25 protein-coding genes and 2 tRNA genes are annotated in these 25,733 nt (G+C 47.5%); 18 read left to right on the forward strand and 9 right to left on the reverse strand.

Translation table 11 applies throughout. The annotated features are described in order from the left end of the window. Positions 1 to 75: 75 nt before the first annotated feature. The 6 genes from BST96_RS12140 (at position 76) to BST96_RS12165 (ending at position 6,147) form a co-directional block, all read left to right on the forward strand. Complete coding sequence (locus tag BST96_RS12140; RefSeq protein WP_240554794.1) at positions 76 to 882, forward strand: M23 family metallopeptidase; 807 nt, start codon at positions 76 to 78, stop codon at positions 880 to 882. 32 nt (positions 883 to 914) lie between these two features. After that, the gene (locus BST96_RS12145) at positions 915 to 1,100 is read left to right on the forward strand and encodes a Trm112 family protein (RefSeq protein WP_085758968.1); all 186 of its coding nucleotides are present in this window, start codon (positions 915 to 917) and stop codon (positions 1,098 to 1,100) included. Positions 1,101 to 1,301: 201 nt separating this feature from the next. Next, entirely contained in the window at positions 1,302 to 3,929 is a 2,628-nt protein-coding gene (alaS, locus tag BST96_RS12150; RefSeq protein ID WP_085758969.1) for an alanine--tRNA ligase, read from the forward strand. 226 nt (positions 3,930 to 4,155) lie between these two features. Further along, on the forward strand, positions 4,156 to 5,391 hold the full coding sequence (locus BST96_RS12155; RefSeq protein WP_085758970.1) for an aspartate kinase: 1,236 nt from the start codon (positions 4,156 to 4,158) through the stop codon (positions 5,389 to 5,391). A 158-nt stretch (positions 5,392 to 5,549) separates the two neighbouring features. Next, a complete protein-coding gene (gene csrA, locus BST96_RS12160; RefSeq protein WP_085758971.1) occupies positions 5,550 to 5,738 on the forward strand; it encodes a carbon storage regulator CsrA in 189 nt (62 codons plus the stop codon). 319 nt (positions 5,739 to 6,057) lie between these two features. Continuing rightward, positions 6,058 to 6,147 (forward strand) — tRNA-Ser (locus BST96_RS12165). A 182-nt stretch (positions 6,148 to 6,329) separates the two neighbouring features. Here the strand turns inward: BST96_RS12165 and BST96_RS12170 are convergent. After that, positions 6,330 to 7,238 (reverse strand): hypothetical protein, encoded by a 909-nt coding sequence (locus tag BST96_RS12170; RefSeq protein WP_157117936.1) that lies wholly within the window; start codon positions 7,236 to 7,238, stop codon positions 6,330 to 6,332. Between the two features lie 163 nt (positions 7,239 to 7,401). Between BST96_RS12170 and BST96_RS12175 the strand changes: the two genes are divergently transcribed. Continuing rightward, a tRNA-Arg gene (locus BST96_RS12175) sits at positions 7,402 to 7,478 on the forward strand. Between the two features lie 215 nt (positions 7,479 to 7,693). Here the strand turns inward: BST96_RS12175 and BST96_RS20745 are convergent. The 3 genes from BST96_RS20745 to BST96_RS12195 all read right to left on the reverse strand — a co-directional run bounded on the left by BST96_RS20745 (position 7,694) and on the right by BST96_RS12195 (position 9,840). After that, positions 7,694 to 8,941, reverse strand: a complete 1,248-nt coding sequence (locus BST96_RS20745; protein ID WP_206045331.1) for a tyrosine-type recombinase/integrase — start codon at positions 8,939 to 8,941, stop codon at positions 7,694 to 7,696. A gap of 372 nt (positions 8,942 to 9,313) precedes the next feature. Continuing rightward, on the reverse strand, positions 9,314 to 9,529 hold the full coding sequence (locus tag BST96_RS12190) for a helix-turn-helix domain-containing protein (protein ID WP_085758974.1): 216 nt from the start codon (positions 9,527 to 9,529) through the stop codon (positions 9,314 to 9,316). 89 nt (positions 9,530 to 9,618) lie between these two features. Then, positions 9,619 to 9,840 (reverse strand): helix-turn-helix domain-containing protein, encoded by a 222-nt coding sequence (locus BST96_RS12195; RefSeq protein WP_085758975.1) that lies wholly within the window; start codon positions 9,838 to 9,840, stop codon positions 9,619 to 9,621. Positions 9,841 to 10,089: 249 nt separating this feature from the next. Between BST96_RS12195 and csrA (BST96_RS12200) the strand changes: the two genes are divergently transcribed. Next, entirely contained in the window at positions 10,090 to 10,266 is a 177-nt protein-coding gene (gene csrA, locus BST96_RS12200; protein WP_085758976.1) for a carbon storage regulator CsrA, read from the forward strand. A 1,998-nt stretch (positions 10,267 to 12,264) separates the two neighbouring features. Here the strand turns inward: csrA (BST96_RS12200) and BST96_RS12205 are convergent. The 3 genes from BST96_RS12205 to BST96_RS12215 all read right to left on the reverse strand — a co-directional run bounded on the left by BST96_RS12205 (position 12,265) and on the right by BST96_RS12215 (position 15,597). Beyond that, on the reverse strand, positions 12,265 to 13,413 hold the full coding sequence (locus BST96_RS12205) for a hypothetical protein (RefSeq protein WP_085758977.1): 1,149 nt from the start codon (positions 13,411 to 13,413) through the stop codon (positions 12,265 to 12,267). A 1,060-nt stretch (positions 13,414 to 14,473) separates the two neighbouring features. Next, positions 14,474 to 14,710: a type II toxin-antitoxin system ParD family antitoxin gene (locus BST96_RS12210; RefSeq protein WP_085758978.1), complete on the reverse strand. Its 237-nt coding sequence runs from the start codon at positions 14,708 to 14,710 to the stop codon at positions 14,474 to 14,476. Between the two features lie 197 nt (positions 14,711 to 14,907). Then, positions 14,908 to 15,597: a DUF3313 domain-containing protein gene (locus tag BST96_RS12215; protein WP_085758979.1), complete on the reverse strand. Its 690-nt coding sequence runs from the start codon at positions 15,595 to 15,597 to the stop codon at positions 14,908 to 14,910. A gap of 247 nt (positions 15,598 to 15,844) precedes the next feature. Between BST96_RS12215 and BST96_RS12220 the strand changes: the two genes are divergently transcribed. The 5 genes from BST96_RS12220 to BST96_RS12240 all read left to right on the forward strand — a co-directional run bounded on the left by BST96_RS12220 (position 15,845) and on the right by BST96_RS12240 (position 19,101). After that, a complete protein-coding gene (locus tag BST96_RS12220) occupies positions 15,845 to 16,870 on the forward strand; it encodes a DUF2860 family protein (protein WP_085758980.1) in 1,026 nt (341 codons plus the stop codon). A 269-nt stretch (positions 16,871 to 17,139) separates the two neighbouring features. Next, on the forward strand, positions 17,140 to 17,565 hold the full coding sequence (locus BST96_RS12225) for a hypothetical protein (protein ID WP_157117937.1): 426 nt from the start codon (positions 17,140 to 17,142) through the stop codon (positions 17,563 to 17,565). A 149-nt stretch (positions 17,566 to 17,714) separates the two neighbouring features. Beyond that, positions 17,715 to 18,152, forward strand: coding sequence for a BLUF domain-containing protein (locus BST96_RS12230; RefSeq protein WP_085758982.1), 438 nt, complete (start codon positions 17,715 to 17,717; stop codon positions 18,150 to 18,152). A 41-nt stretch (positions 18,153 to 18,193) separates the two neighbouring features. Further along, positions 18,194 to 18,448 carry a DUF3081 family protein gene (locus BST96_RS12235; protein WP_169713982.1) on the forward strand — a complete coding sequence of 85 codons (255 nt, stop codon included), beginning with the start codon at positions 18,194 to 18,196 and terminating at the stop codon, positions 18,446 to 18,448. Positions 18,449 to 18,465: 17 nt separating this feature from the next. Further along, positions 18,466 to 19,101, forward strand: coding sequence for an SDR family oxidoreductase (locus BST96_RS12240; protein WP_085758984.1), 636 nt, complete (start codon positions 18,466 to 18,468; stop codon positions 19,099 to 19,101). Positions 19,102 to 19,229: 128 nt separating this feature from the next. Here BST96_RS12240 and BST96_RS12245 read toward each other — a convergent pair whose 3' ends face one another. Continuing rightward, positions 19,230 to 20,009, reverse strand: coding sequence for an ABC transporter substrate-binding protein (locus tag BST96_RS12245; RefSeq protein WP_085758985.1), 780 nt, complete (start codon positions 20,007 to 20,009; stop codon positions 19,230 to 19,232). 95 nt (positions 20,010 to 20,104) lie between these two features. On the opposite strand from BST96_RS12245, the gene BST96_RS12250 reads away from it, so the two are divergent. The 5 genes from BST96_RS12250 to BST96_RS12270 all read left to right on the forward strand — a co-directional run bounded on the left by BST96_RS12250 (position 20,105) and on the right by BST96_RS12270 (position 24,783). Continuing rightward, the gene (locus BST96_RS12250) at positions 20,105 to 20,764 is read left to right on the forward strand and encodes a COG3650 family protein (protein WP_085758986.1); all 660 of its coding nucleotides are present in this window, start codon (positions 20,105 to 20,107) and stop codon (positions 20,762 to 20,764) included. A gap of 186 nt (positions 20,765 to 20,950) precedes the next feature. Beyond that, positions 20,951 to 22,057, forward strand: a complete 1,107-nt coding sequence (locus BST96_RS12255; RefSeq protein ID WP_085758987.1) for an AI-2E family transporter — start codon at positions 20,951 to 20,953, stop codon at positions 22,055 to 22,057. 14 nt (positions 22,058 to 22,071) lie between these two features. Beyond that, positions 22,072 to 23,172: an HlyD family secretion protein gene (locus BST96_RS12260; RefSeq protein WP_085758988.1), complete on the forward strand. Its 1,101-nt coding sequence runs from the start codon at positions 22,072 to 22,074 to the stop codon at positions 23,170 to 23,172. Between the two features lie 12 nt (positions 23,173 to 23,184). Then, positions 23,185 to 24,219 carry a DUF2955 domain-containing protein gene (locus BST96_RS12265; protein ID WP_085758989.1) on the forward strand — a complete coding sequence of 345 codons (1,035 nt, stop codon included), beginning with the start codon at positions 23,185 to 23,187 and terminating at the stop codon, positions 24,217 to 24,219. A gap of 114 nt (positions 24,220 to 24,333) precedes the next feature. Then, positions 24,334 to 24,783 (forward strand): hypothetical protein, encoded by a 450-nt coding sequence (locus BST96_RS12270; protein WP_157117938.1) that lies wholly within the window; start codon positions 24,334 to 24,336, stop codon positions 24,781 to 24,783. Positions 24,784 to 24,842: 59 nt separating this feature from the next. On the opposite strand, the gene BST96_RS12275 is transcribed toward BST96_RS12270, so the two are convergent. Then, complete coding sequence (locus BST96_RS12275; RefSeq protein ID WP_085758990.1) at positions 24,843 to 25,520, reverse strand: SDR family NAD(P)-dependent oxidoreductase; 678 nt, start codon at positions 25,518 to 25,520, stop codon at positions 24,843 to 24,845. Between the last annotated feature and the right edge of the window lie 213 nt (positions 25,521 to 25,733).

The following is a 25,733-nucleotide window of genomic DNA, read 5'->3' on the forward strand; positions in this document are numbered from 1 at the left end:
GAGCGGAGTATTATAGCGGCAATCTTTGTTAAAACGAGCTTATACTACTGTCTTTTACTGGAGCCGAGGTTTGCTGTGCGCTGTTTACTGATTGTCTGTTTGGCCTGCTTATCCGCCACTGTTACCGCCCTGGAATTAACGGGTAATATGCAGCAGGGTGGTTTGGTGATCGGGCGGGTTGAGCCCGGCAGTACCGTGTTGTTAGACCAGCAACCGGTTAAGGTCAGCGAGCAGGGGGTGTTTGTGATTGGCTTTGGCCGCGATGCCAAAGCCAGTGCTGAACTGGCCGTTGCCACCGCCAGCGGTGAAAAAATGGCAAAAACCCTGGCCATTGTACCCCGTGAGTATAATATTCAGCGGGTTGAAGGCATTGCCAAAACAATTATGAGCCCCAGTGAGGCCAGCATAAAGCGCAGCCGTGAAGAGGCGGCACAGGTCCGTAAAGCCAGGGCACAATTACTGGATCGCATGGATTTTATGGTGGAGTTCCAGTGGCCCTTGTTAGGCCCGATCACCGGCGTCTATGGCAGTCAGCGTTTTTATAATGGTGAGCCTAATCGCCCACATTATGGGGTCGATGTGGCAGCTCCCATCGGCACGCCGGTTTCTACCCCGGCACCGGGGGTGGTGACTTTGGCTCATCAGGATATGTTCTACTCCGGCGGCACGATAATTATCGACCATGGCTATGGCGTCTCTTCAACCATGATTCACCTTAGCAAGGTGATCGCAAAAGTGGGTGATGAGGTGGTGCCGGGTGATATTGTGGCGGAGGTAGGCGCTGGCGGCAGGGCCACAGGGCCGCATTTAGACTGGCGGATGAACTGGATGAAGCAGCGTATTGACCCCCAGTTACTGGTTCCACCGATGCCTGAGAAATAGCGCATATACGACGTAAACCCCAGAGGTTATAGATGATTGATAAGAAGTTACTCAGTATTTTGGTCTGCCCGGTTAGCAAAGCGCCGCTGGAATATAACGAGGAAAATCAGGAGCTGATATGTAAGGCCAGCGGTCTGGCTTACCCGGTTCGTGACGGCATTCCGGTGATGCTTGAAGTTGAGGCCCGCAAGCTTACCACTGATGAAAAATTGGGCTAAGCTCCCCCTTGTTTTGTAGGGTGGATTATAATCCACCTGTTTTTAACCCCCCATGGTTTGGTGGATTGTAATCCACCCTACAGTTAAATCGTTTGTTCTATTCGGTGTTTTGACTGCTTTCCTATATACTTACCGGCTTTATTGATACAGCGCCGCCGTTGGGTGGTGGTACTGCTTTGGTCATCGTTCACAGGGTAAAACATGAAAAGTTCTGAAATCCGCGAAGCCTTCCTCAGCTACTTTGAGCAAAAAGGGCACACCCGTGTGGCCAGCAGCTCACTGGTGCCAGGTAACGACCCCACATTGCTATTTACCAATGCGGGTATGGTTCAGTTCAAAGACGTTTTTACCGGGCAAGATCAGCGCTCCTATACCCGTGCTACCAGCTCTCAGCGCTGTGTGCGCGCTGGTGGCAAGCACAATGATTTGGAAAACGTAGGTTATACCGCCAGACATCACACCTTTTTTGAAATGTTGGGTAACTTTAGTTTTGGCGATTATTTTAAGCGCGATGCCATCACCTTTGCCTGGGAGTTTTTAACCGGCGAGCAGTGGCTCAATATCCCCACCGATAAGCTTACCGTAACCGTCTATGCCGACGATGATGAAGCCTTTGATATCTGGAAGGATGAAATGGGTGTGCCGGCGGAGCGTATTATCCGCATTGGTGATAATAAAGGCGCCAAATACGCTTCAGATAATTTTTGGTCGATGGGTGATACCGGCCCCTGTGGCCCCTGTACAGAAATTTTTTATGACCACGGTGAAGACATTGCCGGCGGCCCTCCAGGTTCCCCTGATGAAGACGGTGACCGCTTTATCGAAATCTGGAATAACGTATTTATGCAGTTTAACCGTTCCGCTGATGGCACCATGACCGACTTACCTGCGCCCTCCGTGGATACGGGTATGGGGCTGGAGCGTATTGCTGCCGTGATGCAGGATGTGCATAGCAACTATGAAATTGACCTGTTCCAAAACCTGCTTAACGCTTCGGGTAAAGTGTTAGGTGTTAGCGATACTACAAACACATCGCTACGAGTGATTGCTGACCATATCCGCTCCTGCTCCTTTTTAATTGCTGATGGTGTCTTGCCGTCGAACGAAGGCCGCGGCTATGTGTTGCGGCGGATTATTCGTCGTGCTGTGCGCCACGGTAATAAACTTGGCGCCACCGATGCCTTTTTCTATAAATTAGTTGCCCCTCTGGCGGTTGAGATGGGTGAGGCCTACCCGGAACTGAATAAGCTGCAGGCCCAGTTAGAAAAAGTCTTGCTGACGGAAGAGCAGCAATTTGCCAAAACTCTGGATCAGGGGATGAAAATTCTAGAGGCTGACCTGGCCCAGCTCAGCGGCAGCGTTATTCCCGGCGAAACCATCTTTAAACTGTATGACACCTATGGCTTCCCGGTTGACCTCACCGGTGATATTGCCCGTGAGCGCAACCTGACTTTGGATGAAGCCGGCTTTGAAGCCGCGATGGAAGCCCAGCGTCAACGCGCACGCAGTGCCAGTAACTTTAAAATGGATTTGGCCGAGGGCGTTAGTATTGATGGCAGTACCGCCTTTACTGGCTATCAGGTATTAACCGGCCAGTGCGAAGTGACCGCATTGCTAAAAGACGGTGAACTGGTATCAAGCCTGGCTGAAGGCGAGCAGGGTGTTGTGGTTTTTGCCAGTACGCCTTTCTATGGAGAGTCGGGTGGTCAGGCCGGTGATAGTGGCCTGATTCATAATGCCTCAGCCCGGTTTGAAGTGTCAGATACGACCAAGAGCGGAGACAACCACTTGCATCATGGTGTACTGACCCAGGGTAGCCTGGCTGTGGGCGATAGTCTGGATGCTACCGTGGATACGTCGGTTCGCCAGTCGACGGCGTTAAACCACTCCGCGACTCACCTTCTTCATGCCGCCCTGAGAGATATATTAGGTGACCATGTTGTACAGAAAGGCTCTTTGGTGGATGCCCAGAAGCTACGCTTTGATTTCTCGCACTTTGAAGGGGTAACGCCTGCGCAACTGGCCGAGATAGAAGCCATGGTTAATGCCCAGATTCGCGCTAATAGCGCGGTAGAAACCACTGTTACCACCATGGACCATGCCGAAGAGCTGGGCGCGATGATGTTATTTGGTGAAAAATATGGCGACGAAGTGCGCGTGCTAGCTATGGGGGATGATAACTTCTCTGTAGAGCTTTGTGGCGGCACCCATGTCACCCGCACGGGTGATATTGGCCTAATGCGGATTGCTTCTGAATCCGGTATTGCCGCTGGCATCCGCCGTATTGAGGCGGTAACGGGGGCAGCGGCGATTGAATTATTTAATCAAACCGAAGCCACAGTGGCTGATATTGCCAGTATGGTTAAAGGCAGCAAAGACAACGTTAGCAGCAAAGTTAAGCAGCTGCTGGATAGCCATAAGCAACTGGAAAAAGAGCTGGCCCAGGTTAAAGCTAAAATGGCTTCAGCAGCGGGCAGTGATCTTGCCGGGCAGGCCGAAGAGGTGGCTGGTATTAAGGTGGTTGCCAGCCAGCTGGATGGTGCCGATATGAAGACGCTGGATAGTACGGTTGCACAATTAAAGGATAAACTTGGCTCTGCCGTGGTATTTGTCGCCAGCGTTGATGGAGACAAAATTAACCTCGCCTGTGGCGTTAGCAGTGATTTAACCCCCAATTTAAAGGCGGGTGATTTGATGAAATCTATTGCGCCGCTGGTGGGCGGTAAAGGTGGCGGAAAACCGGATAAGGCCAAGGGTGCGGGTAGCGATATTACAGCCTTGCCTTCAGCGCTGGCGGCGGTCAAAACATGGGTGGCTGAGATGGCCTAAAGCGGTGCTAATTGGGGCTGAAAACCGCGAAAACCTTGTTGATTATCACATTTAGTCCGAAATTGTATTAAAAAACAAAGCCTTGGTTTACTTAAGGTTTTATTTACACGCAATATAGTGTTTAATTGCGCCCGTTCCGATCCCCTGGCTTTATGTGCCTATAGGTCAGGAATAGGTTAATAGGTCAGTAATTGCATCCCCTACATAGAATCTATTTGTTGAGAAAATGAGTTTAATCGTTCAAAAATTTGGTGGCACTTCGGTAGGCACAGTCGAGCGCATTGAGTCTGTTGCAGACAAGGTGGCTGAGTTCCGTCGACAGGGCCACGATATGGTGGTCGCGGTCTCCGCAATGAGCGGTGAAACCAACCGGCTTATTGCTCTCGCTAATGAGATTGAAGAGCAGCCAACCCCCCGTGAAATGGACGTATTAGTTTCTACCGGTGAGCAGGTTACCATTGCCCTGTTAAGTATGGCGCTGAATAAGCGCGGCTGCCCGGCTCGTTCTTATACCGGCTCTCAGGTCCGTATACTGACCGATAGCTCGCATAACAAAGCCCGCATTAAAGAGATTGATGAGCGCAATATCCGCTCAGACCTGGATGCAGGCCGTGTTGTTGTCGTGGCAGGTTTTCAGGGTGCCGATGAAGAGAACAATATCACCACATTAGGCCGCGGTGGCTCAGATACCACCGCCGTTGCACTGGCCGCTGCGTTAAAAGCCGATGAGTGCCAGATTTATACCGACGTTGATGGCGTCTATACCACTGACCCCAGGGTGGTGGATAGTGCCCGTCGTCTGGATCGTATTACCTTTGAAGAGATGTTGGAGATGGCCAGTCTTGGCTCCAAGGTCCTACAAATTCGTGCCGTTGAATTTGCCGGTAAATATAACGTGCCACTGCGAGTGCTACACAGCTTTCAGGACGGCCCCGGTACATTGATAAGTCTAGAGGAAAATACTGCTATGGAGTCTCCAGCAATTTCGGGCATTGCCTTTACCCGTGATGAGGCCAAACTCAGTATTCGGGGTGTTCCAGATACGCCGGGTATTGCTTACCGTATTTTGGGCCCAATCAGTGACGCCAATATAGAAGTGGATGTGATCGTGCAGAATGCCTCTGCTGATGGCACCAACGATATTACTTTTACCGTACACCGCAATGATATGGCCAAGGCTGAGTCTATCTTGCAGGCCACGGCTAAAGAATTGGGTGCCCGTGAAGTCACCACCGACTCGAAGATAGCCAAGGTCTCTATTGTGGGTGTAGGTATGCGCTCGCATGCGGGTGTGGCCAGTAAAATGTTTAAAACACTGGCAGAGGTTAATACCAATATTGAGCTAATTACTACCTCTGAGATTAAAATCTCAGTGGTTATTGATGAGAAGTTTTTGGAACTGGTAGTCAGGGCGTTACATTCCGCCTTTGACTTGGATGACCAGTCTGCTGACGCAAGCTAAGCAAGGCTTCACCAGCGTTTAAAGTTATCAGGGAGAACGTTGCTTCTGGTTGAAGGCAGGTTATCTGCTATATACCGGTGGTTAGAATTGACTCGTACAATAAAAAATAATTCAGTGAGTCAGCTCTGTACCCAGGGCTAAAAGCTCGGGAGATAGAGATGTTAATTTTGACCCGCCGCATTGGCGAAACCTTAATGGTCGGCGATGAAGTCACCGTTACTGTACTGGGCGTCAAGGGCAACCAGGTGCGCTTAGGTATCAATGCCCCCAAGGAAGTCGCTGTTCATCGTGAAGAGATTTACCAGCGTATCCAGAACGAGAAAGATGATAGTCACGGTAATAAATAAGGCTCGATAGATTTACTTTAAAGCCTTTGATTCTGTGATGGATGTGGTATTATCCCGCGCTCGATTTGCAGGGCTTATACCTCTTTGAAGTCGACTGGTGCTGCCAGTATAAAAAACAGACAAGTTTACGTGGAGAAGTGGCCGACAAGTTGCGAAGCAACTTGGACAAGGAGAGTAACGACGCAGCCCCGAAGGGGGCATTAAAGCCCTAAGGCTTAAATGATCAATGGCTGAAGGAGTTGTTGGGGAAGGCTGAATGCCTGAGCCGACAACCGGTAGAATGCTGGAGACACCAGGGTAAAATACAACAAGTTTACGTGGAGAAGTGGCCGAGTGGCTGAAGGCGTGCCCCTGCTAAGGGTATATATCAGAAATGGTATCGAGGGTTCGAATCCCTCCTTCTCCGCCATTAATTAAAAAAGGCCCTCGTTGAGGGCCTTTTTTAATTAAGCTGCGAAGCAAGAGAGATTCAAACACAAAACGGTTTGACAAAATGCGGGAGCATTTTGAACTGCCCAAAGGGGTGATTAAAGCCCTAAGACTTTAATCAGTTCATCCCTCCCAGCGTGATTTGCGCGACGTCCAACCCCATCACTTAACCACCGCCCAACTACCCTGATCATCCAGACAAACCCTATATCGGCTATTATCCAGCTCCTTCTTCTCCTTAAGCGTTTTTATCCATAACTGCCGACAAGGGTTCCCGCTCTCAACAAACTCCTTCTCAACCTTAATAGTCCCCTTGGCCTTGGTTTTTTTATTTTCCCAGCTCTCTTCACTGCCCACTGGTGCTTCATTTAACAGCTTGAGTGCCGTACCCTGCAGTAAGTCAATATCCGTACTATTGAGCCCTTTCTGCGACCCAAACACCGAACTGCTAGCTCCAGATACCATCTTAAAGGGTGCTTTAATAATCCCGGTAAAAAAGCCCGTAACTGCCCCTTCACTGGCCTTCTTACCCGCCACACTAGCTTTATTAATCAATACTTCAGCTTTGGCCATGGTTGGGGGGATCATTTCCCGAGTTGCTTCCACCTCAGCCAATACCTCTGGAACAAGCGTCCTATAACCCTCAGACTCAGCCACGATCGCTGGCAACTCACCCCTGACATTGGCAACCTCTTCCAGCACTGGCGGAATAGCCAGCCGAACCTGCTCAACTTCATCCAGCACCGGTGGAATAGCCAGTCGAATCTGCTCCACTTCAGCTAGCAGGGTTGGCAGCTCAAGCCGCAGGGCCTCAACCTCCGTCAAAATCGGTGTAATCTGTTCCCTGACCAGGCCAACCTCATCAACAATATCGGGGATTAGCGCAGTAATAATCGCTACCTCATCAACAACCGGATCAATGGCCCGTGTGGTGCTCTCAACCTGCTCAATAATGGCGGGCGCTTCTTCCACTACCCTAATCACGGCATAGCTGAAATAAGCGATGGCTGCTGCAATACAAACCAGGCTAAAGGGTAGGGCGAGGGTGGTTAAGGGACGGACCTTTTCCATACTATGGGGCTCATTATTGGATAAATTATCGTCATCATACTGTAGCAGAAAGTGCAGCCAGGGCAGAGTTTTCAGGGAATTTGGCTTGAAGCCCCTCATTGATCAAAAATAGCGTGATTACTATTGACTAAACAGGCCTTGATCCCTATAGTGCGCACCCTACGCGCTCGTAGCTCAGCTGGATAGAGTACTCGGCTACGAACCGAGCGGTCGAAGGTTCGAATCCTTCCGAGCGCGCCATATTAAAAACCCTGGTTCTTTGAGCCGGGGTTTTTTCTTTTCTGCGCTTCCATCTTTCTACAACCCTTATTTTTACTGGCTTTGCGGTGAATCTCGCTGTGAAGTTAATCTGTGCATTTCACCTAATAGATACTCAATAATTAAGACTAAATCGTGCTGCATTTTATCGCTCATTTTTTCACCAAAGTGAGATATGAGTGACTTTTGCTTTTAGCCTATTTTATTGCGTACATTTTCGGTCTTAACACGATGCCTTCACGGCGTTGACAGAGCGTCTCAAACGCATCAATCAGCTCCTTAACTTCAGCCGCCGAATAGTGTGTGGTGATGTCGCCGTTACGGTGACCCAGACACACTTTTCGGGTTTCAGGTTGAACACCCGCAGCCCTTAACCGGCGTCCACAAGTATGCTTCAGGTTATGTACCCCTTCCGTTACCCATGGACCCATTGGCAGACCCGCTGCTTCCCACGATTGTTTCCAGCTCGTGGTAAACATTTTCTTAAAAGGCTTTAGCGTTTTAGGGTGAGGAAAAACATAGTCGCTTTTGCCACACCACAAATCACGCTGTTGTTGAATAATGGATTGGGCAATACGGTTTAATACCACCAGCCGCGCTTCACCATTTTTCACATAGCCCCTCGGTATCACAAACACTGTGGTGTTTAACTCAGGGACATCATGCTCCCAGTCCCATCGTAGCCGACACACTTCCTGTTCCCGTGTGCCGGTATTGACGTTAAACAAACACATGGCTTGCAAGCGGGGTGACAATAACGGAAACAGCTTGTCTTGTTCTGCCCACGATAAGGGGTAGGCCTCGGCACTGTGCTCGGGTCGTAATGCTCCCGACGATGGCATGGTTTCGAGCATCGTGATCAAGGGGGCCGCATCAATCCAACTTTTGCCGGTTAGCGAACAGCGCCAACGGCGTGCTGCTGCGACTAAAATGGTACGTAAGGCTTCTAGATCACGATTAATTGTGGAGTTCTTTAACGGTCGCCAGACCGTCACCATCATCCGTTTTTCATCATCCCATTTACGGGTCTTAATTCCCTCTGCTCGTCGCCACTCAATATACGGTTCCAATAGGCCGTCATGGATATCCTGTAAAGGTGTATCCCCCAAACTGCCATAAGGCAAATGGGGCGACGTATACTGGATTAAACGTAGTGTTGAGCGCCGAATATTGTCAAAGGTGGCTTTACCTTGCCGTTCTTTCAAATACCGCTCTGCGCCTTCATAGAGGCGATAGAGTGGCCGTTCACCATCTCGCACGGCTTTCCGTAACGTCCTCAGTTGGGTATCGAGGATTTCTTCGGCTTCATCGCGGTTATCCGTTTCAGTGCTGAAGTTAAGTCTTCGGCCTTTCCACTTTTTATCGATGTGCCAACAGTGCCGTTGAGGGCACCACTTGATACCTGCCCGAGGGTGTTGGGGCAGTGCGCTTTTTTTGCGTCCCATAGTAATTCCTTATGTCGGATACCAGGACGCCCATTGCAGCGCTTATAATTATCCGCCCACGTGTTTAAGTCAATAACATCAAACGCGATTCCGTGAGAGCCGATGGGGATTTCAATGAGGAAGGGGCGTACTAACGTGCCAAAGCGGTTTTTGTCCATGCCGAGGTAGCTAGGGGCATCACGTAAGCGTATATAACGCGGTATTGTTTGGCGGAATAAGTCCATGACTATCAAATAATGACTGAATAAAAATCCTGAGATATGAACGATAGGATTTACGCTTTTGGGGTTCAAGCGATAACCATCCATAAAAAAAAGAACGTTATTTTATCAAGGTCAATGAGTTTGGATATTGTGAATTTCGCCTACTTTTTTAAACGTCTTCATAAAGCACTGTGATTTTCACTTTAAGAGCTTGTGCTAACAGCGTTACTTCATCGTCTGTGATTCGTCTAACCTGAGACTCCATTTTAGCTAGCGTTCCACGACTGATATTGAGCTCCAGTACATTACAACGAGCAGCAAGCTCATCTTGAGTTAGACCTTGAGACTCACGAATCTCCCGAATTTTGGGGCCGATGACATTCATAATTAAGTGCTCCGTAAACAGAGCTAGATTCTTTCAGACAATCTTGTGAAAATTGCTCCGCTATCAGAGCTGTACGGTAAAAGCTCAAATCAAGACTCTTTGGTCTTATAAAGCTCTTCTACCGGCAGATGCAGGGCTTGAGAGAGCAGGGCGGCTTCGCTATCGGACACCTTTCTTACCTGAGACTCGATTTTAGCCAGAGTAGACCGACTGAGGTCCCAGCCTAAAAGGTTACACTGACCGGCTAAATCTTCCTGTGTTAACCCTTGTGCTCGTCGAAGGTGCCTGACTCGTGGGCCAATCGTATTCATACAATGCTGCTCCGTAATCGGAGCTTGATTCTTGCAGATAAGTATGTGAATATTGCTCCGAATACGGAGCATTAAAAATTTAATTAAGCGATTGCCCTCGCTGGGGTAAAAGCAACGAAGGGCGCATTCAATTGAAGTTTAAAGAATCAAACTACAGTTGGGTGGATGCTCTTTAGTGTTTCCTGTACTCAAGGAGGCGATTGGATTCAGGCTGATCGCTATGGGAAATAGAAAATTGGAGTTATGGATATGCTGATTTTAACTAGAAGGATAGGTGAGGCACTGATAATCGGAGATGATATTACGATCATGGTATTAGAGGTGCAGGGCAATCAGGTGCGATTAGGTATTAAGGCACCCAGAGAAGTAGAGGTTCACAGGGAGGAAATTTATAATAGAATCCAGATTGAAAAAAACAAAAGTTGATAGGTACACAGCGCCCGGAATTTCCTCCTCATTATGAATGCCTGAGGATGAAAAAAGGATACAAAAGGGATACAAAAAGGATGCTAAAGTCTGTGCTTTTTAAAGCCCTGCAAGCCTCGAAAAAGGATGGTCAATCACTGTTTATGGCCATGTTGCATCCTGCCTGAACATCACCAGTGCTGACGTTGAAGCGTTTGTTACCATCCTTGAAGCGCGGCAGGATAGTTCAACTGAGGCTAAAAATAATGAACAGGTTTGCCATCCTGATTAAGGGCCTGATTGTGTTTTCAAAACCATCCCCTTTTTAGTTGTAGAGCTAAGCTCTACAACTAAAAAGGGGACCCAAGGTAAAGCGGGTTAAGTGTGTGAACTTTCCGGCGCTGGCCAACTTGCGTTGCCACTGGCAACGAGTCTTCTTAAAAAGCTATCTTTTTTGCGTGTATGGTTTTCCGCTGTTGGCAATTTCCCCTCTATGATCTAATGCCTCTGAATGATCTGTAACGGCTACAGCCTTAGCCGTGAACGCGTACTTTGCTACCGTTAGTTATATGAGCGACAGCTCAGGATGAACAACCACTGTTATCAGTGGCCCAAGTTTATATTTTCCAGTGACATTCCTTGTCATTGGCCATGACTGCCTGCTCTCTCAGAGTGATTGAGAGTGTCAGGTGGATAAAACTTTCTTTCACTATTGAACGATTCTTTGTCGTCATCGGCAAAGTAATCCTATCCAATAAGCAGTAACGATGTGTGGCCGTTACACGCTTAACGGCATCCGTTGAAGGCTAGCAATAGCACTCAACAACTGGCCCATGAAAGTGGCGCTGAACAGACGCAGTGAAATTCACCCCAAGGGGCATGCGTCAGCAACTACCGTTGTGGAGTAATTTCATCACGGTTGGCCAGGTTATTGATGGCCAACACTCAATTAAAGATAAACACTCACACCGAAGGAGATGAATCCCCAAAGAAAGACGACCAGAAGGTAAGGAAGCAGGCGTCTCTGTTTTAGCGAAGCTACACAGAGACGCCTGAAGGCGAAACGGAAAAATGCTAATCCAATCAAGAATCTATGAAAGGATTTGCCGCCGAAAACTGCTACAAACTGCCTGTACGGCTCAAAAAAGTTGCTTATTTTAACCGCTTTTTGAGCACGCTTAACCCGCAAGCAATAATATATTGCCTGTTTTGAAGTGTTCTGTACCGACAGTGATATGCTCTAGCTTCCCTTGGGAAGCCGTCTGGTGAAGCGAGTTCATCAAGCGCGGTCGACGCTCTATTCGGCTTTACTACTAACCATAATCAGGGTTATTTATGAGCAAAGTCGGTGGCGGAAGGAGTTTTGGGTATGGTAAGAATATAAGGAGGGCGGTTTAAAATGTCCTGAAAGATCGTTATGAGGTGGGGTTTTCCTCCTTCAAGTGTCTTAATAGTGAGGCCTCTGGGTTAACCAAACTTTGTACATACAACCGCTTGAGTTTGAAGATATAGTGTTTTGGTCAAAAAACACACAGGGTTAAAGCTCACTTTAAGCTTTTGGGCGTGATATTTAGGTGCATTGGTGCTGTTTTGTGTGAAATACTGCTCATATCAAGGCCTTAGTCTTGTTATATTCTGTTTAGGAACCATATTAGTATTATGCAGTCTTAATCTGTTCAGTGGCCTAGAGCGTATGCTTTGTAACTAATTGGCGAAAACTAAGTGTAAGTAACTATTGCATGCATTGTGCTAAGTGGTTACAGTGCCGTCCCTAATTAGTAATACTGCGCTGTCAGAACTATTGACAATGCTAATTTGTACAACTATTGTTGGGTTGTTAGTAACTAATCACCCAATAATAATAAATCATGACAACAGTGGAGTAATATATGACCAACATAGCTTTTAGTAATAGTAATTTAGCTTTGAGTTTTATTTCTGGGAAGGTCACGTCTGTCTAGTTTTAAATATCTTCTAATAATAGAGCCCGGCAAGTCCGGGCTTTATTTTGGCTGTAATTTACTCAGTATCTTCAGTTGCAATCCATCGACAAGACATAAGTATTCCTGGCATCATCCATCCTTTTTTGTGCAGTGTTCTCTCGTTATCCGCTTGTGGCGGTTCTAAATTATTTTTATTGGATACGTGGAAGAACTCGAACTTCCACTTTTCTGGGAGTGTTACTTGAACAGTGGCGCCATGGGTCGGTTGCTTGATATTAAACATATAGTCATTATCGTCCAGATATGACTCTTCCTCTGTAATGATTTCTGTCATGGCCCTATTAATGGGGATGTCATACTTCATTATAATTTGAATATCCCCGCCTCCGAGGTGAGTTGCTGTTATGTTGTCATTGTTAGACCTAATAACTAGAGGGTCTTGAGATACAATTGAAAAAACACCTTCGGTAGAGCATATAGGCGTGCCATTGACTGATATGGTTATTATTAAGCTTTCCAGATCTTCATATTTGGCAGTTGTTGTATATTCGAAGGGATAGTTTGTTTCTGGGTCCATTGATAAGTCAGAACGGTACTGGCTATCTAAAGCTATAGTGTGTAATGAGAATTTAGTGCGTTCTTTCCACTTTACCCTGTCGCCATCTTTGACGATGTTGATTTTCTGGAAGTGGGCTGAGCGGTGAGGCTTTCGAGGATCAAGGAACGACATTACCCCTTCTTCTAAAAAATTATAAAAACCATCAGCTCTTGTGCAGTGGGTGCCATATACATTTTCTAAAATTACAGGGAGCCTGCTTTTTATTGATTCATGGTTATTAAGAATAATGGCTTGGTCCAGACTGTTTTCTCTCATTTCATGTGTTAGGGTTTGCTGGAAATCGACTATAGTTTGTTGGGCCTCTTCGGTGCTTGACTCTATAGCTTCAACATATTCGGTAAATATTGGTTGTATATGATCAGACCAAAAGTCCTCCGCCCAGCTATTTAAGATAAATATGACCATGGAGAGGGCAATTGAGGTTACACCTGTTAATAGTATTTCTGAGCTGTAGCTTAATAAAAACTTACCGAGTGCCCCGTTAGGATCGATGCCCACCGCCTTGATTAAGGGGAGCGCTAGAAACCATATGGCCAGAGCTCCAGTGCCTATCCAAAAGTATGTTTTAGATTTGATTAAGACTTTAACTGCAATATTCCTTGCCATGTTATCTCCAAAGTTGTTATTAATGTTTCTTTACGCTAAAAATAATCCGCTCAACGATAGCGGTAGGCTCATTGAGTTAGTCTATTAATCCATTCAGTTTAGGTCCAGGATTCATGTACTAGATATAGCGCGATCCAATGCTGGCTGTATTGTAGCAAGCTTACTTTTTATTTTTATTTCTATTAACTTTACCTGAGTTTTTATTGACTTGCTATCACGTTAGTAGTTGCTGTTAGTACTAATAGCAAGGGTGTAGTTTAATTATTCAGCCTGTGTAGTGCGGCGCTTTTGTTCAAAGTCCTTCCAATAATAAAAACCGAGAGATCAGGTGATTATATTAGTGATTCTCACGATGAACTCAGTTTTCATGCTTTAGCTTTCCCACTCGTGAAAACTCACGAAAATTCTCTTTCACTAAAATAGTATCCATCGCAATAGCATGATCTGCCATGAGTGTATGGTTATGAACGACCGGGCCCTACTGATTCAAACTCTTTTTCAATCAAGGAAGAGTGCTCATATGCTTTACATATTTAGATACAATCAAGGTGAGAAATGAGTGACCCTACGGTGATTTACCCTGCTTTACAGTGACAATTGCAATGGACGCCACAGATATAATTGTTTAAAAATCAATAAGTTAAATTTCACGTTCGATTCTACGAACCGAGCGGTCGAAGGTTCGAATCCTTCCGAGCGCGCCATACAAAAAAAGCCCCGTCCGAAAGGTCGGGGCTTTTTTTGTATGGCGCGCTCGGAAGGATATGTTTTCTAAACGGTTCGACAAACGCAAAGCGTTTGGACCGCCCAAAGGGCGCCCCGAAGGGGGCATTACAGCCCTTAGGCTGTAATGAGTCTATCCTTCACTCTCAGAGGAATCAGACCAAGTAAGAATTCGAGAAAGCCCCGTCCGAAAGGTCGGGGCTTTTTTTGTATGGCGCGCTCGGAAGGATATGTTTTCTAAACGGTTCGACAAAATGCGTAAGCATTTTGGACGAGGAGCCAAGCGACGAAGCCTCGAAGAGGGAATTCAAGCCCTTAAGCTTTAATTATCACAAAATCACTGAAGTAAGTCGTGCATAAATTGTTCACCATCAACGCCTTCGCCTCTGTCTAATAGCTTTTCTCCTACTGCGAGTTTTTTCCTCAGTAAGTCAATCTGGGCTTCCTGTTGTTCAAGTAACTTGAGGCCTGCTCGAACAACTTCACTGGTAGATTCAAACCGTCCTGCTTTAATCTTACTTTGTACAAATGTTAAGAGATGATCATCCAGAGTGATGCTTGTAATTCTAGACATGTGGTTTGCTCCAAAAAATGGGCTTCAATATTGATCAATACATTATTAATCTATCTTTAGGAAAAGAAAATCTAATTCTATCGTGCCGGATTAATGCCGTATCGAGTAATGACTTGTTGAGCCATAAAAAAAGCCCCGACCGCAAGGCCGGGGCTTTTTATGCTGACGTTATTGAAGGTTTTCCAATAACCGCAGCCTTACTTTTCCATCATATCCTTAGTTCTCTGACCCCACTCGGTACTCCAGGTCTGGATCAGGGCGGTCATCGATTCTACAGAGACTTCTGAGCCTGCTTCATATTCTGAAACGGCCTTTCTCACGGCAAGACCCACCACTTCATTGGAGACACTGTCGGTCAGCTTGGTTTCGATGGAGAACACAATAACCTGTCCACGGGTGTCAGTGGCAACTCTAACGCCAGCAATAATGGCGGCGACCGGTATGACTTCATAGGCAGCCATGCCTTCGTTCTCCTGATTAAAGCCGGTAATGGCCGGTTGTACTCTGGCGACACCCGGACCTGGCTGGTCTACCACGTCAACCACTTCGGCGATCGATGCCTTGAAGCTGTCAGTAAATGTCTTGGTCATTAAGTCTAATTGGGCTTTTTGTTCGTCAGTAAAACCTGATGCATCGGCTTCAGGGTAAAAAGTGACCGGTTCAATCAGGTACTTGTTATATTTACCGGCTTTCATATCATCATTCAGCCAGCGCAGTAGTTCACCACCATCAGTATCTACAGCCTCTAATTGGCTGTAGTCGCTCAGGTAACCGGATTGATCGATGGCTTCAATATTATCTTGTGTGCTTGCGCAGGCGCCTAATAGGGCGGCTATGGCCAATGGCGTCACCAGGCGGGTGATCCGTTTTTTGGTTGTTTCTAGCATGATTTTATCCTTAATTATTGAGGGAGCTATTCTAAGGTCGAAAATTGTATTTATTGAAGCCCACTATAGCTGATAAGGCTGGCTGCTATCAATACGGCTTTTAATCCGCTAAACCGGGGTGATCGTACAATCGAGCAAAGCTAGCATATCGTTATTTACCTGCTATCCTCTATCATTAGAAGGATTATGGGCGCTGGCTCATCATGTATAAAGATAGATAATTCTGGAAATAAAAGGGGTAAGACAAATGACCAAAAAAATAGGGGCCGCTTTATTGGCCGGACTCATGGCATCTCAGGTTTCTGCATATGATTTGATTCCACGTTCAGAAGGTTGGAATGGCTTTATTAATGTTGGCTTGGGTGCCGGTGAAGTAAAGACCAATATGATCTCAAGTATTGGTGGTGGCAATGTTGATTTAAGCGATGAGAAGCTAGATAGCCGTTTTGACGGCCCTGAGTCCAAAGATGTGGGGCTGCCTGCTTTTGCGTATGAGTTAAGCTATGTGTTCAATGATTCCAATACTCAGGTATTTTTGGGTAACCTGTTAGAAGATTTTGTTCGCTTCGATACCACTACCCGTTTTGGTATTCGTCATAATGTGAATAAAGTGGGTATTTTTGGCCTTTCGGCACTGTCTTCGCCAACGGTGATGGGCATCAAAGTCTGGAGTGATCCATACGCTGAAGGTGTTAAGCGTAAAGATACCGACCGTGATACCTCAGGTGCTCGTTTGTCCTGGGAAGGTGTTCTGGGTAGCAATCTTGAATTGCGTGCCTCAGCTCGTGAAATCGAAATTGATAATGAAAACAGCGGTAGTACCCTTGCGCTTACCCCTGATCAGCTAGCCCTGCTCAATCGTGAGGGTGATATCAATAAGTTTGACGTTCGTTACACCTTTGGCTCAAAAGAAAGCAGCGCCTTTTTAGTGCAGGCTGCTTTTGTTGAGTTCGATCTGGATGGTGAAGCGATGGCCTATGATGGCTATGAGCTCAGTGCAACCTGGTTGTTAAATATGGGCAACGGCAGCCGGCTGGTTACCAACGTTGTTTATGGCGACTTTGAGCACGATGAAGTAAACCCAATTTATGGCGCTACCGATGAAAATGAGCGTCTTGGGGCTTCTGTTACCTACTTTAAGTCAGGTATCTTTGGTTTGGAGAAGCACTGGACGATGAATGCCACAGCAGGTTTCTATGAAGACGATCATGATATCGACTTTTATGATTCAGAGCTGACGATTATTAGTGTGGGTATGTTGCGCACCTTCTAATTAGCAGCGAGCTACTGTTGAAATGGCATCTACCCAGTAGGTGCCATTTTTTTTGTCTTCAGCTTTCAAGATACTATTGAATACTGGGGTTTAACACTCTAACCTAAGCTTTATAACTCCAACTAAGACAATGACTTTATCAAGGAAAGACTATGCGCCAGGGCTTTCGTTATTTTAATCCCCTTTATCTTTATCCCATGATGTTACTTGTTTTGTCAGCTTGCACAGGGCCTGGCAATAATAACTCGATGCAAGCTCAAGCGAATGCTATGACTGCCTGCGAAAAAATTGACCGCTTGGTGACAGCCTACGATCAGGGCTTCAAGGGCGTGCAGGGTAGAAATATCAGCGATCGCTATATGATGATCTGGGATGCCAAGGTCAATGCCGTGGGTGACAATTGTGAGGTTTGGCAAACTGGCGCCGCCAAAACCAGCTATGTCTGTACCCGTATCGCTCCCAGCAAGGACGTAGCCGAGCAGTGGTATGAGCGTGACTTTAACAGTATTGATGCCTGTATGGATGGCTGGGTTCGAGAAGACCTGCCGCGCCAGGATGGGCCGGGTCGGCGCACAGTGTGGAGCCAGCCTGGGGTAAATCCGCAGGTGTCAGCCCATGTATTTCCTACCCGTGGTGCTTTTAAGGAGCACTGGACCTTGTATTACTTTGTCGGTGACCGCGACGACCGCTTTTAGGTTTCCCTCGCTTTCTATAGAAAGGCCAGCTATAGAAAAAGACCAGCTAAAGGGCGGGGTATAAAACGCCCTTTCCTATAATCTCCCCACCAAATCCAGAAAGACCAGGGCAGCGTACACACCTTATATAAGTATTATATGAGGTAGTTATGTATCGTCTAGTTTATAAAAGCCGGAGTGCCGGTGTTATCGATTGGGATACCGTCGAAGCGATTATGCACTCCAGTGAGGCCAATAATGATCACAATGAGATCAGTGGCACTCTACTGGCTTCCAGAACGCATTTTCTGCAAATTATTGAAGGCAAGTACGAGGATGTTAATGATACCTTTATGCGTATCTGCCACGATAAAAGGCATACTCGAATACAGCTGATCGCCTTTCACCCCGTCGATGCCAGACTTTTTGATGGTTGGAATATGAAAGGTATTGGCGTGTTTGATTTCAATCAAGATATCGAACAAACGATGATAGAAAAATATGGCACTGAAGAGCAGGGGGTAAAATTCCCTTTGGAAGAGTGGATGGTACTGGCGATGGTTCAGGATATTAGCCTTTATCTGAATATTCCTGAATGGAAGCAGTAGCCTGATCCATGACTGAAGCTGTCACTATGTGAGTAATGACAATGGATAAAATAGAGATTAGAGTGGCTTTATCCGTGTTTGATAAAGTGATGACAAATGGTGAGCGTCAAGGCGAGGCTTTTTTTCTTGATGGGGTCTATGCGATGCCTTCCTTTGATGGCTACACCGTCACCTTAAGTGATGACAAAGTGAATTTGTCGATTCAATTCCACAATCGATTTAATGTGGAATACGATACCAAAAAATCGCTCAACGAATTTATGCTGAAGCTTGATCGTATTGAACAGGCTTATTGAAACAGGAGCGCTTATCCATGGTCGATACCGATGCACCTATTATTGTCTATGGCGGTAATGGCTTTGTTGGCTCAGCGATTTGCGAGCTAGTGGTGGAGCAGGGGATACCTTGTATTAGCGTATCTCGCCGTGGTCTCGCTCCCACACATCTCAAACCGTTAGGCGCTCTCTGGGCGGATGCTGTACGCTGGTTGCAGGGGGATGCACTGGCGCCGGATATCACCTTATTACAAGGGGCAAGGGCAATTATTAGCCTGGTCGGTTCGCCGCCCTTGCCCACCTTTAGTCAGTCTGCGTTTGACCACCAGTTGATGATGAATGGTACCAGTCAGGTGCGGGTGATTCAGGCGGCCAAAGAGGCCGGGGTTAATCGCCTGGTTATGATGGGGGCGGATATTCCTGCGTTATTACAAACAGACTCTTTTGCTTACTATTTGGGTAAAAAACAAACCCTGACCGCAGCGAAAACCTTTGCAGCGTCATCGAAAAACCGTCAAGCGGCTGTACTGCAGCCAGCTGGAATTTATGGTACTCGTTATACCCCGGTGGTAGGGCATTGCCCTTATCGTGGTTTATGTCACCGCTGTCAGCTTTGCAGCAGCGCTTGCCCTTGTCGGTGCAGAATATCTTGCCGGCGGCTTTTGTCGATGTAACACAAGTGGCTGAGGCAGCGGTGGTTTGTGCGACCACCGCTGAGGTATTTGAGGGGACTGAACAGGGCTTTTTGCGGGTGAGCAATAAGCAATTACTGACAGGCTTAGCTGGGCTTGGTTAACTTCGCCTAGTTAACTTCCACCTTGACCGGAATCCAATGGTTCTGGATTGCATTAATCTTGCCTTCTTCCTTTAACTGTCCCAGCGCTTTATTTAAATCACTGAGCAACCGGGTGTTGCCTTTTTTTACCGCCCAGGCCAGTTGCTCATTGGTGAGCGAACGGTATAGCGGCATCAGGTCACTGTACTCACTGGTTTGGCCTATTTTCCAACTAGTGGGAGCGTCGTGGATATAATAATCAATCTCACCCGAGCGTAAGGCAGCAAAGGCCTTTTGGGGGTCGGCATAGGTTTTAATAATGGACTTGCCCAGAAATTCTTTGGCATAGGTTTCACCGGTGGTGCCGGGCTCTACACCGACTGTACGGCCTTCGTCAAAAATAGCAGCGGGGAAGCTCAGACTGCTGATTTTCTTCATGGCAATAATCGCCATCTGTCCAATTTCAAGATAGGCATCACTAAAGTCGACCACCTGTTGACGCTCTTGCGTTACGCTCATCCCCGACATAATCACATCAATCTCACCGGATTGCAGGGCCGGGATTAGGGCTTCAAAGTCCATTTCTTTAAATTCAATCTCCCGGGATAAGACCTTGCCGACTTCGATCGCGGTCATCGGATCAATACCGACCAGCTTATCGCTCTCTTTAAAGACCAGTGGGCGGTAGTAAGGGTTTACCCCAACCACCAGTGGCTCGGCTAATGCGGTGAATGAGTAAAGCGCGGTACTGATCAGAATAAGGGCGAGAGTAGAAACCTGGCGAAGCAGAGTAGACAGTTTGTTCATAACGGGCAGGCCTTTGCTAAGAAGCGGAATTGTTATAGTGTGTATTATTATAGCGTTATGGCGTGATGCTAACACAAAGAACTGGCGAAAAGATAATGGCTCTATCGATAAAACCCTGGATTAAGTGGTCACTGTTGCTGCCGCTTTTTTTTACTGCAGCGGCCTTTAGCGGCGAGGATAAAAACCGTCAGACCCATGATAAAAACCGTCATACCTATGTGTTTGAGTGTGAGGATGGCGAGTCTTTTGTGGCCGATATCCAGGGCACCCGTGCATGGGTGTTTTTAACACAGGGGACCGTTGAGCTTAAGCAGCAGCCAGATGGCACTTTTGCCGGGGACCCTTATCGCTTGCAGCTGCAAGGCTCGGCTGCTCAGTGGGTCAATCAGCACCAGCAAAGCATTAGCTGCCGCAATAATCGCCAGCAGGCCATTTGGGAGGCAGCAAAGTTGGCGGGGGTTGATTATCGCGCGGTTGGCAACGAGCCCGGCTGGGTTGTGGAAATTGCCGCTGACCAGGTGCGCTATCAAGGGGATTACGGTCAGACGCTATGGGTGTTTGATACGCCGCCGCCCCAGATTGAGCAAACGCTACGTCAAACCGTTTACCTGTTGGCCAATGAGCAGCAGCAAGTCACCTTCACGATTCAAGCTAAGCCCTGTATGGATTCGATGAGTGGTGTGCGCTATGAAACCACCGCGATTGTGCAATTACCCGGTAAAACCCTCAAGGGCTGTGGCAGGGCATTGCATTAGAGTTTAGTGGATAAGTAGGCATTCATTGCCATCGGTGGCTATACTCAATCGACGTGGCAGTGATCCATTACCGCAAACGAACAGAATAATTGATAACAACTATAAACGTTTAACACCAAACCTTTAGCAGCAAACGTTTAACACCCAGTCATTGCCAAATGACTCAGTCTAAAAAAGGGAACAATCATGATACAGGTCAATGCTGATAAACAGTTTATTGCAAGAGCCGTTGAAGCGAGTATTAAAATCGCCGCCATCTTTGTGATGGCCAGCTGGTGCTTCGATATCCTTAACCCCTTTGTCACGCCCATTGTCTGGGCGGGCATTATTGCTATTGCCCTTAAGCCGGTGAGTGATTGGGTGGAAAACAAATTGGGTGGCAAGCGTACCTGGGCGGCCACGATTGTGACCTTGCTGGTGTTGGCGATAGTGATAACACCAGCGATCAAAGCTGGCGATGGCATGATCGAGGGTGTACGTGATTTGTCGAGCCGATTAGAGTCCGGCGAGATTGATGTTTCCCCACCAAACCCTAAAGTAAAAGACTGGCCACTGGTCGGTGACCAGGTGCATGAAGTCTGGACCGATGCGTCCGAAAACCTGCAAGGCACGGCGGAGGCTTATAAAGATGAAATTGCCTCAGCCAGTAAAGCGATTGCCAGCAAGGTCGCCGGTTTTGGTGTTTCAATTCTTATGTTTATTTTTTCCACCATTATCGCTGGTTTTTTTCTGGCTGGTGCGGACGGTGTAGAGAAATTTATTCACCAGCTAGCCAGACGTTTGGCGGGCGAGGCGGGCAATGAGTTTGCCAAGTTGTCCAGCGTTACTGTGCGCAATGTTACTCAGGGTATTTTGGGGGTGGCGCTGTTGCAGGCTACTCTGGCCGGTATTGGCTTTATGGTGATTGGTTTACCGGCGGTACCGGTTTTAGCCTTATTAGTACTGATTATGAGTATTATCCAGGTTAACCCCATTTTATTGTTACTGCCTTTGGCGATCTATGTCTTTTCTTTTGCCTCGCCGGTAGCGGCGGTGGTCTATCTGGTTTGGAGTATCGTTGTGGGCCTGATGGATAATGTCTTAAAGCCTTTGATTATGGGTAAGGGTTCTACCGTACCGATGATGGTGGTCTTCCTCGGCGCTATCGGCGGCTTTATGACACTGGGCATTGTTGGCTTATTTGTCGGTGCGGTGGTGGTGGTGCTGGGTTATGAATTATTTATGGCCTGGTTAAACAACGATTTTGTTGAAGTGGTTGAAGAGAAAGCAGACGCAGAAGCTAAGCAGTCATAAAAGGTTTAAAGACTATGGAAAACGCCGGTGATACCGCGGTAGACGAACAGCCCAAAGACAGTCCTATTCGGAAAATTACTCTGCGGATTTTATCCGTTGCGGTTGTTTTCTTTCTCTGGTCGGTGATTAGTGATCGCTATACGCCTTATACCACCGAAGCTCGGGTAAGGGGCTATGTGGTTCCCATTGCGCCGCAGGTTGCCGGTGAGATTGTGGAGATCAATGTCTCGGATAATGAGATTGTTGAAGACGGCCATATCTTACTAAAGCTGGACCCAACCCAATATCAGTTGGCGGTTAATAAGGCACAGGCTGATTTGGAAAATGCCGGGCAGGATTTAGGCGCGGGAATGGCTTCAGTGACGGCGGCAGAAACCGGTTTGGCCAATGCTCGCACCGAATATAACTTTGTCCAGCGCCAATCGCAGCGTGCTTTATCTCTGGAAGAGAAAGGCGTGATCTCCAAAATCGAAGCGGATAAAGTACGTACCGCACTGGAAAAGGCGACGCTGGGTATCAAAAATGCTGAAGCCAAACTAGTCGAAGAAAAAGAAAAGCTCGGTATTCAGGGTGATGAAAACCCTCGTATCCGTGCCGCATTAGCGGCGTTGCAAAAAGCACAATTAGACCTTAACCGCACTACGATTTATGCCCCCTCATTAGGTGGGGTCAGTAATCTGTCTATTGATATCGGCCACTACGCCTCAGTGGGCCAGCCCGTGATGACCTTTATTTCTACCAATGCCGTTTGGGTAGAAGCGTATATGCGTGAAAATTGTCTGGAAAATATCAAAAAGGGCAATGAGGTAGAGATGGTATTGGATGCTGCGCCGGGCCGGGTGTTTAAGGGTACGATTATTGGTGCAGGCTATGGTGTTGACTGGGGTAAAACCGCCAAAGCGGGCCAGTTGCCCAGCGTTTCTTCTCCGAAAGGCTGGCTAAGAGACCCGCAGCGCTTCCCGGTATTGGTTCAGTTTAGTGATGAAAGCTCCAAAGGGATGCGCCGTATTGGCGGCCAGGCAGATGTGGTGGTCTATACCGAAGAGGGCTTTATTATGAATGCTCTGGGCTCATTGCTAATACGCTTGATGAGCATACTGTCCTACCTCCACTAAAGCGCCGATAACATGCTCGCTAATTGGACCACACAAGAGATCAATACCTTAAGGCTGGCTTTGGCGGTAACGGCCGGTGTGATGCTGGCCTTTTTAATAGCCTGGCCGGCGGCATTTATCTGTCCGATTTTTATTTCCGGTTTGCTGAGTGCCGAAGGCCCAATGATGGATGGGCGCAAAGGGGTAACCTTTCTGGCGGTGGTGGTATTGATGTTGTGGTTAGGGCAGGGTATTAGTGAGTTTTTAATTCTCTATCCAGTCACTTGTACACTGGTCATTATCTGGCTGCTATTTATTGGCCAATTTGCTGGCTTAAGCGGCGTTTCACCGATGTTAATTGTGTTGCTATACCTATCGGTTTTAATGTTACCGCTAATGGGTATGAGCCCAGTCCCGATTGTTGATAGTTTTGTGGGTGGTTTATTCTTTTCTATTCTGCTGGCCTTGGTGATGGCCTGGGGTGCTTATGCCCTGATTCCGGAGCGTGAAACTCTGGTGGCCGCTGAGAAAAATAAAGTTGAGCAGAGCAAGGATGAATTATATGCCATGGCCATGGCGAGAACACTGTTAGTGGTGCCTTTGTTTTTAGTTTTTTACCTGTTTGAAATGACCGGTCAATTATTGGTTTTATTGTTTGTTGCTCTGTTAATTCAAATGCCATCTGCCGCCGTTGGTGCCAAGGGCGCTTTGGCCATGATTGTGGCCAATACGGTCGGTGGTTTAGCCGCGTTGGTGATTTACAATGTTCTCGTGGTGGCGCCATCGCCTGTTATGTTGGGGCTGATGGTATTTGCCGTTAGCCTATGGTTTGGCGAAAGAGTCTTTTCTGGCTCCCCCACAGCGTCACTCTATGGCACAGGTTTAAGCACAGTCATTGTATTGTTGGGTTCCACCACCGGCGCTTTTGGGGATGAGGCTGGCGATAAACTCTATACCCGATTGCTACAGATACTGGCGGCCGGTTTATATATTATTGCGGCTTTAAGCCTATTGACGGATAAGGGCGGGCAGTCAGAACCCTTACCGGCTAAAGCGGCGAGCCACTAATACTGCTTTGGCAAGACAGAGTAATATTTTCTGTGCTACATTGACTTTAAGAGTAGATCGAAAGGATATATCAGTACCTGTAACAAACTTATTCAATAATAAAGAGGAATTACTATGAAGAAATTAGCTATTAATAGTCTGCTAGCGGGCCTGTTCCTGGTGATGGTTGGTTGTGGTTCCACACCGACCTGGGAAGGTATGTCTGAAACAGAAATTGCCCAATGGCGTGCTATTGGCTTTGATGCTGCCCAAGCTCAGAATTGGTCCAGAGATGGCTTTAGCCCTGAAAAGGCTGGAGAGTGGAAAGCCGCCGGCTTTGACCGTGAAGGGGCAACGCGGTGGATGAAGGAGTCTTATTCTGCTGACGAAGCCAAGCGCTGGAAAGGTGCTGACTTTAGTTTGGATGATGCCAATGATGCCAGAGCGAAAGGTTTGACGCCGGTACGTTCTGCGGAGCCAGCAGAGGCTGAAGCGCCAGCAGCTGCACCCGCTCCAGCAGCAGCTGCTCCAGAAGCACCAGCCGCCGCTGAAGCGCCTGCAGCAGAGGCCACAGAACCTATGTAAATGGCCTATGTAAAACGGCTAATACTTATAGTTAAAAAGGCGCCACCGGCGCCTTTTTTTTAAACAGCTGTCCACCCACCATCAACTTTTAAACTTTCCCCTGTCACCATATTTGAGGCGCCACTCGCCAGATAAAGTACGGCGGCAGCCACATCTTGTACTTTCCCAATACGGTTAAGTGGGATATTGCCTAGCACTTCTGCTTTAAACGCTGCTTCGGCTAGCATCGGTTGGGTGAGTGGAGTTTCAATATAGGTGGGGGCAACAGCATTAACCCTCACGTTATGGGGGGCAAGCTCAACCGCCATGGCCTTATTCAAGCCTTCAATGGCGTGCTTGCTCATACAGTAAACGGTGCGATTGGCGGCACCGATATGCCCCATTTGAGAGGACAGATGAATAATGGAGCCCGCCCCTTGTTTGACCATAATACTAGCGGCCGCCTGCGCGACTAAAAAAGCAGTGCGAACATTGAGTGCCAGAATATTATCCAGAGTTTGGCTGTCGACTTCCGTAAAGGGTTGGGGTTTATTGGTGCCGACATTGTTAACCAATATATCCAATTGCTCTAGTGTTGATAACCGCTGCATAAAACCATCGCTACTTACATCCTCCACCCAACATTGAATGTGTTGCGGGTACTCTGCCTGTAGAGAGTCCAGGTCGCTGGCAGTTCTGGCAACGGCGATAACATGGGCTCCCGCCTCAGCGAGTAGCGCAGCACTGGCACGGCCAATGCCTTTACCGGCCCCGTTATCAGGGCCACCTTACCGGTCAGGGCAAAGGTATCTACTATCGTCTGCTTGGGCTTGTGGTCTGTCATTGCAATTACCTGTTGGCATGGTTGGTGGTAGCAGCGGTGAATCATAACAGCTCACGCTGCCCTGCATAGGGCTAAGCGTATATACTAACGCTATCCGTGCCAGAGCATTAATGCTACAGAGATGAAT

It is taken from the genome of Oceanicoccus sagamiensis, from assembly GCF_002117105.1.
Taxonomy (GTDB): domain Bacteria; phylum Pseudomonadota; class Gammaproteobacteria; order Pseudomonadales; family Dasaniaceae; genus Oceanicoccus; species Oceanicoccus sagamiensis.

Excerpts from the sequence above, each read along its gene's own strand:
- BST96_RS20745 (WP_206045331.1), bottom strand. The coding sequence starts at position 8,941 with ATGGGACGCAAAAAAAGCGCACTGCCCCAACACCCTCGGGCAGGTATC.
- BST96_RS12240 (WP_085758984.1), top strand. The coding sequence starts at position 18,466 with ATGGTCGATACCGATGCACCTATTATTGTCTATGGCGGTAATGGCTTT.
- BST96_RS12215 (WP_085758979.1), bottom strand. The coding sequence starts at position 15,597 with ATGCTAGAAACAACCAAAAAACGGATCACCCGCCTGGTGACGCCATTG.
- BST96_RS12225 (WP_157117937.1), top strand. The coding sequence starts at position 17,140 with ATGACTGCCTGCGAAAAAATTGACCGCTTGGTGACAGCCTACGATCAG.
- BST96_RS12145 (WP_085758968.1), top strand. The coding sequence starts at position 915 with ATGATTGATAAGAAGTTACTCAGTATTTTGGTCTGCCCGGTTAGCAAA.
- BST96_RS12265 (WP_085758989.1), top strand. The coding sequence starts at position 23,185 with ATGCTCGCTAATTGGACCACACAAGAGATCAATACCTTAAGGCTGGCT.
- BST96_RS12245 (WP_085758985.1), bottom strand. The coding sequence starts at position 20,009 with ATGAACAAACTGTCTACTCTGCTTCGCCAGGTTTCTACTCTCGCCCTT.
- BST96_RS12250 (WP_085758986.1), top strand. The coding sequence starts at position 20,105 with ATGGCTCTATCGATAAAACCCTGGATTAAGTGGTCACTGTTGCTGCCG.
- alaS (WP_085758969.1), top strand. The coding sequence starts at position 1,302 with ATGAAAAGTTCTGAAATCCGCGAAGCCTTCCTCAGCTACTTTGAGCAA.
- BST96_RS12195 (WP_085758975.1), bottom strand. The coding sequence starts at position 9,840 with ATGAATACGATTGGCCCACGAGTCAGGCACCTTCGACGAGCACAAGGG.
- csrA (WP_085758976.1), top strand. The coding sequence starts at position 10,090 with ATGCTGATTTTAACTAGAAGGATAGGTGAGGCACTGATAATCGGAGAT.
- csrA (WP_085758971.1), top strand. The coding sequence starts at position 5,550 with ATGTTAATTTTGACCCGCCGCATTGGCGAAACCTTAATGGTCGGCGAT.
- BST96_RS12170 (WP_157117936.1), bottom strand. The coding sequence starts at position 7,238 with ATGGAAAAGGTCCGTCCCTTAACCACCCTCGCCCTACCCTTTAGCCTG.
- BST96_RS12210 (WP_085758978.1), bottom strand. The coding sequence starts at position 14,710 with ATGTCTAGAATTACAAGCATCACTCTGGATGATCATCTCTTAACATTT.
- BST96_RS12205 (WP_085758977.1), bottom strand. The coding sequence starts at position 13,413 with ATGGCAAGGAATATTGCAGTTAAAGTCTTAATCAAATCTAAAACATAC.
- BST96_RS12235 (WP_169713982.1), top strand. The coding sequence starts at position 18,194 with ATGGATAAAATAGAGATTAGAGTGGCTTTATCCGTGTTTGATAAAGTG.
- BST96_RS12230 (WP_085758982.1), top strand. The coding sequence starts at position 17,715 with ATGTATCGTCTAGTTTATAAAAGCCGGAGTGCCGGTGTTATCGATTGG.
- BST96_RS12190 (WP_085758974.1), bottom strand. The coding sequence starts at position 9,529 with ATGAATGTCATCGGCCCCAAAATTCGGGAGATTCGTGAGTCTCAAGGT.
- BST96_RS12260 (WP_085758988.1), top strand. The coding sequence starts at position 22,072 with ATGGAAAACGCCGGTGATACCGCGGTAGACGAACAGCCCAAAGACAGT.
- BST96_RS12255 (WP_085758987.1), top strand. The coding sequence starts at position 20,951 with ATGATACAGGTCAATGCTGATAAACAGTTTATTGCAAGAGCCGTTGAA.
- BST96_RS12220 (WP_085758980.1), top strand. The coding sequence starts at position 15,845 with ATGACCAAAAAAATAGGGGCCGCTTTATTGGCCGGACTCATGGCATCT.
- BST96_RS12270 (WP_157117938.1), top strand. The coding sequence starts at position 24,334 with ATGAAGAAATTAGCTATTAATAGTCTGCTAGCGGGCCTGTTCCTGGTG.
- BST96_RS12155 (WP_085758970.1), top strand. The coding sequence starts at position 4,156 with ATGAGTTTAATCGTTCAAAAATTTGGTGGCACTTCGGTAGGCACAGTC.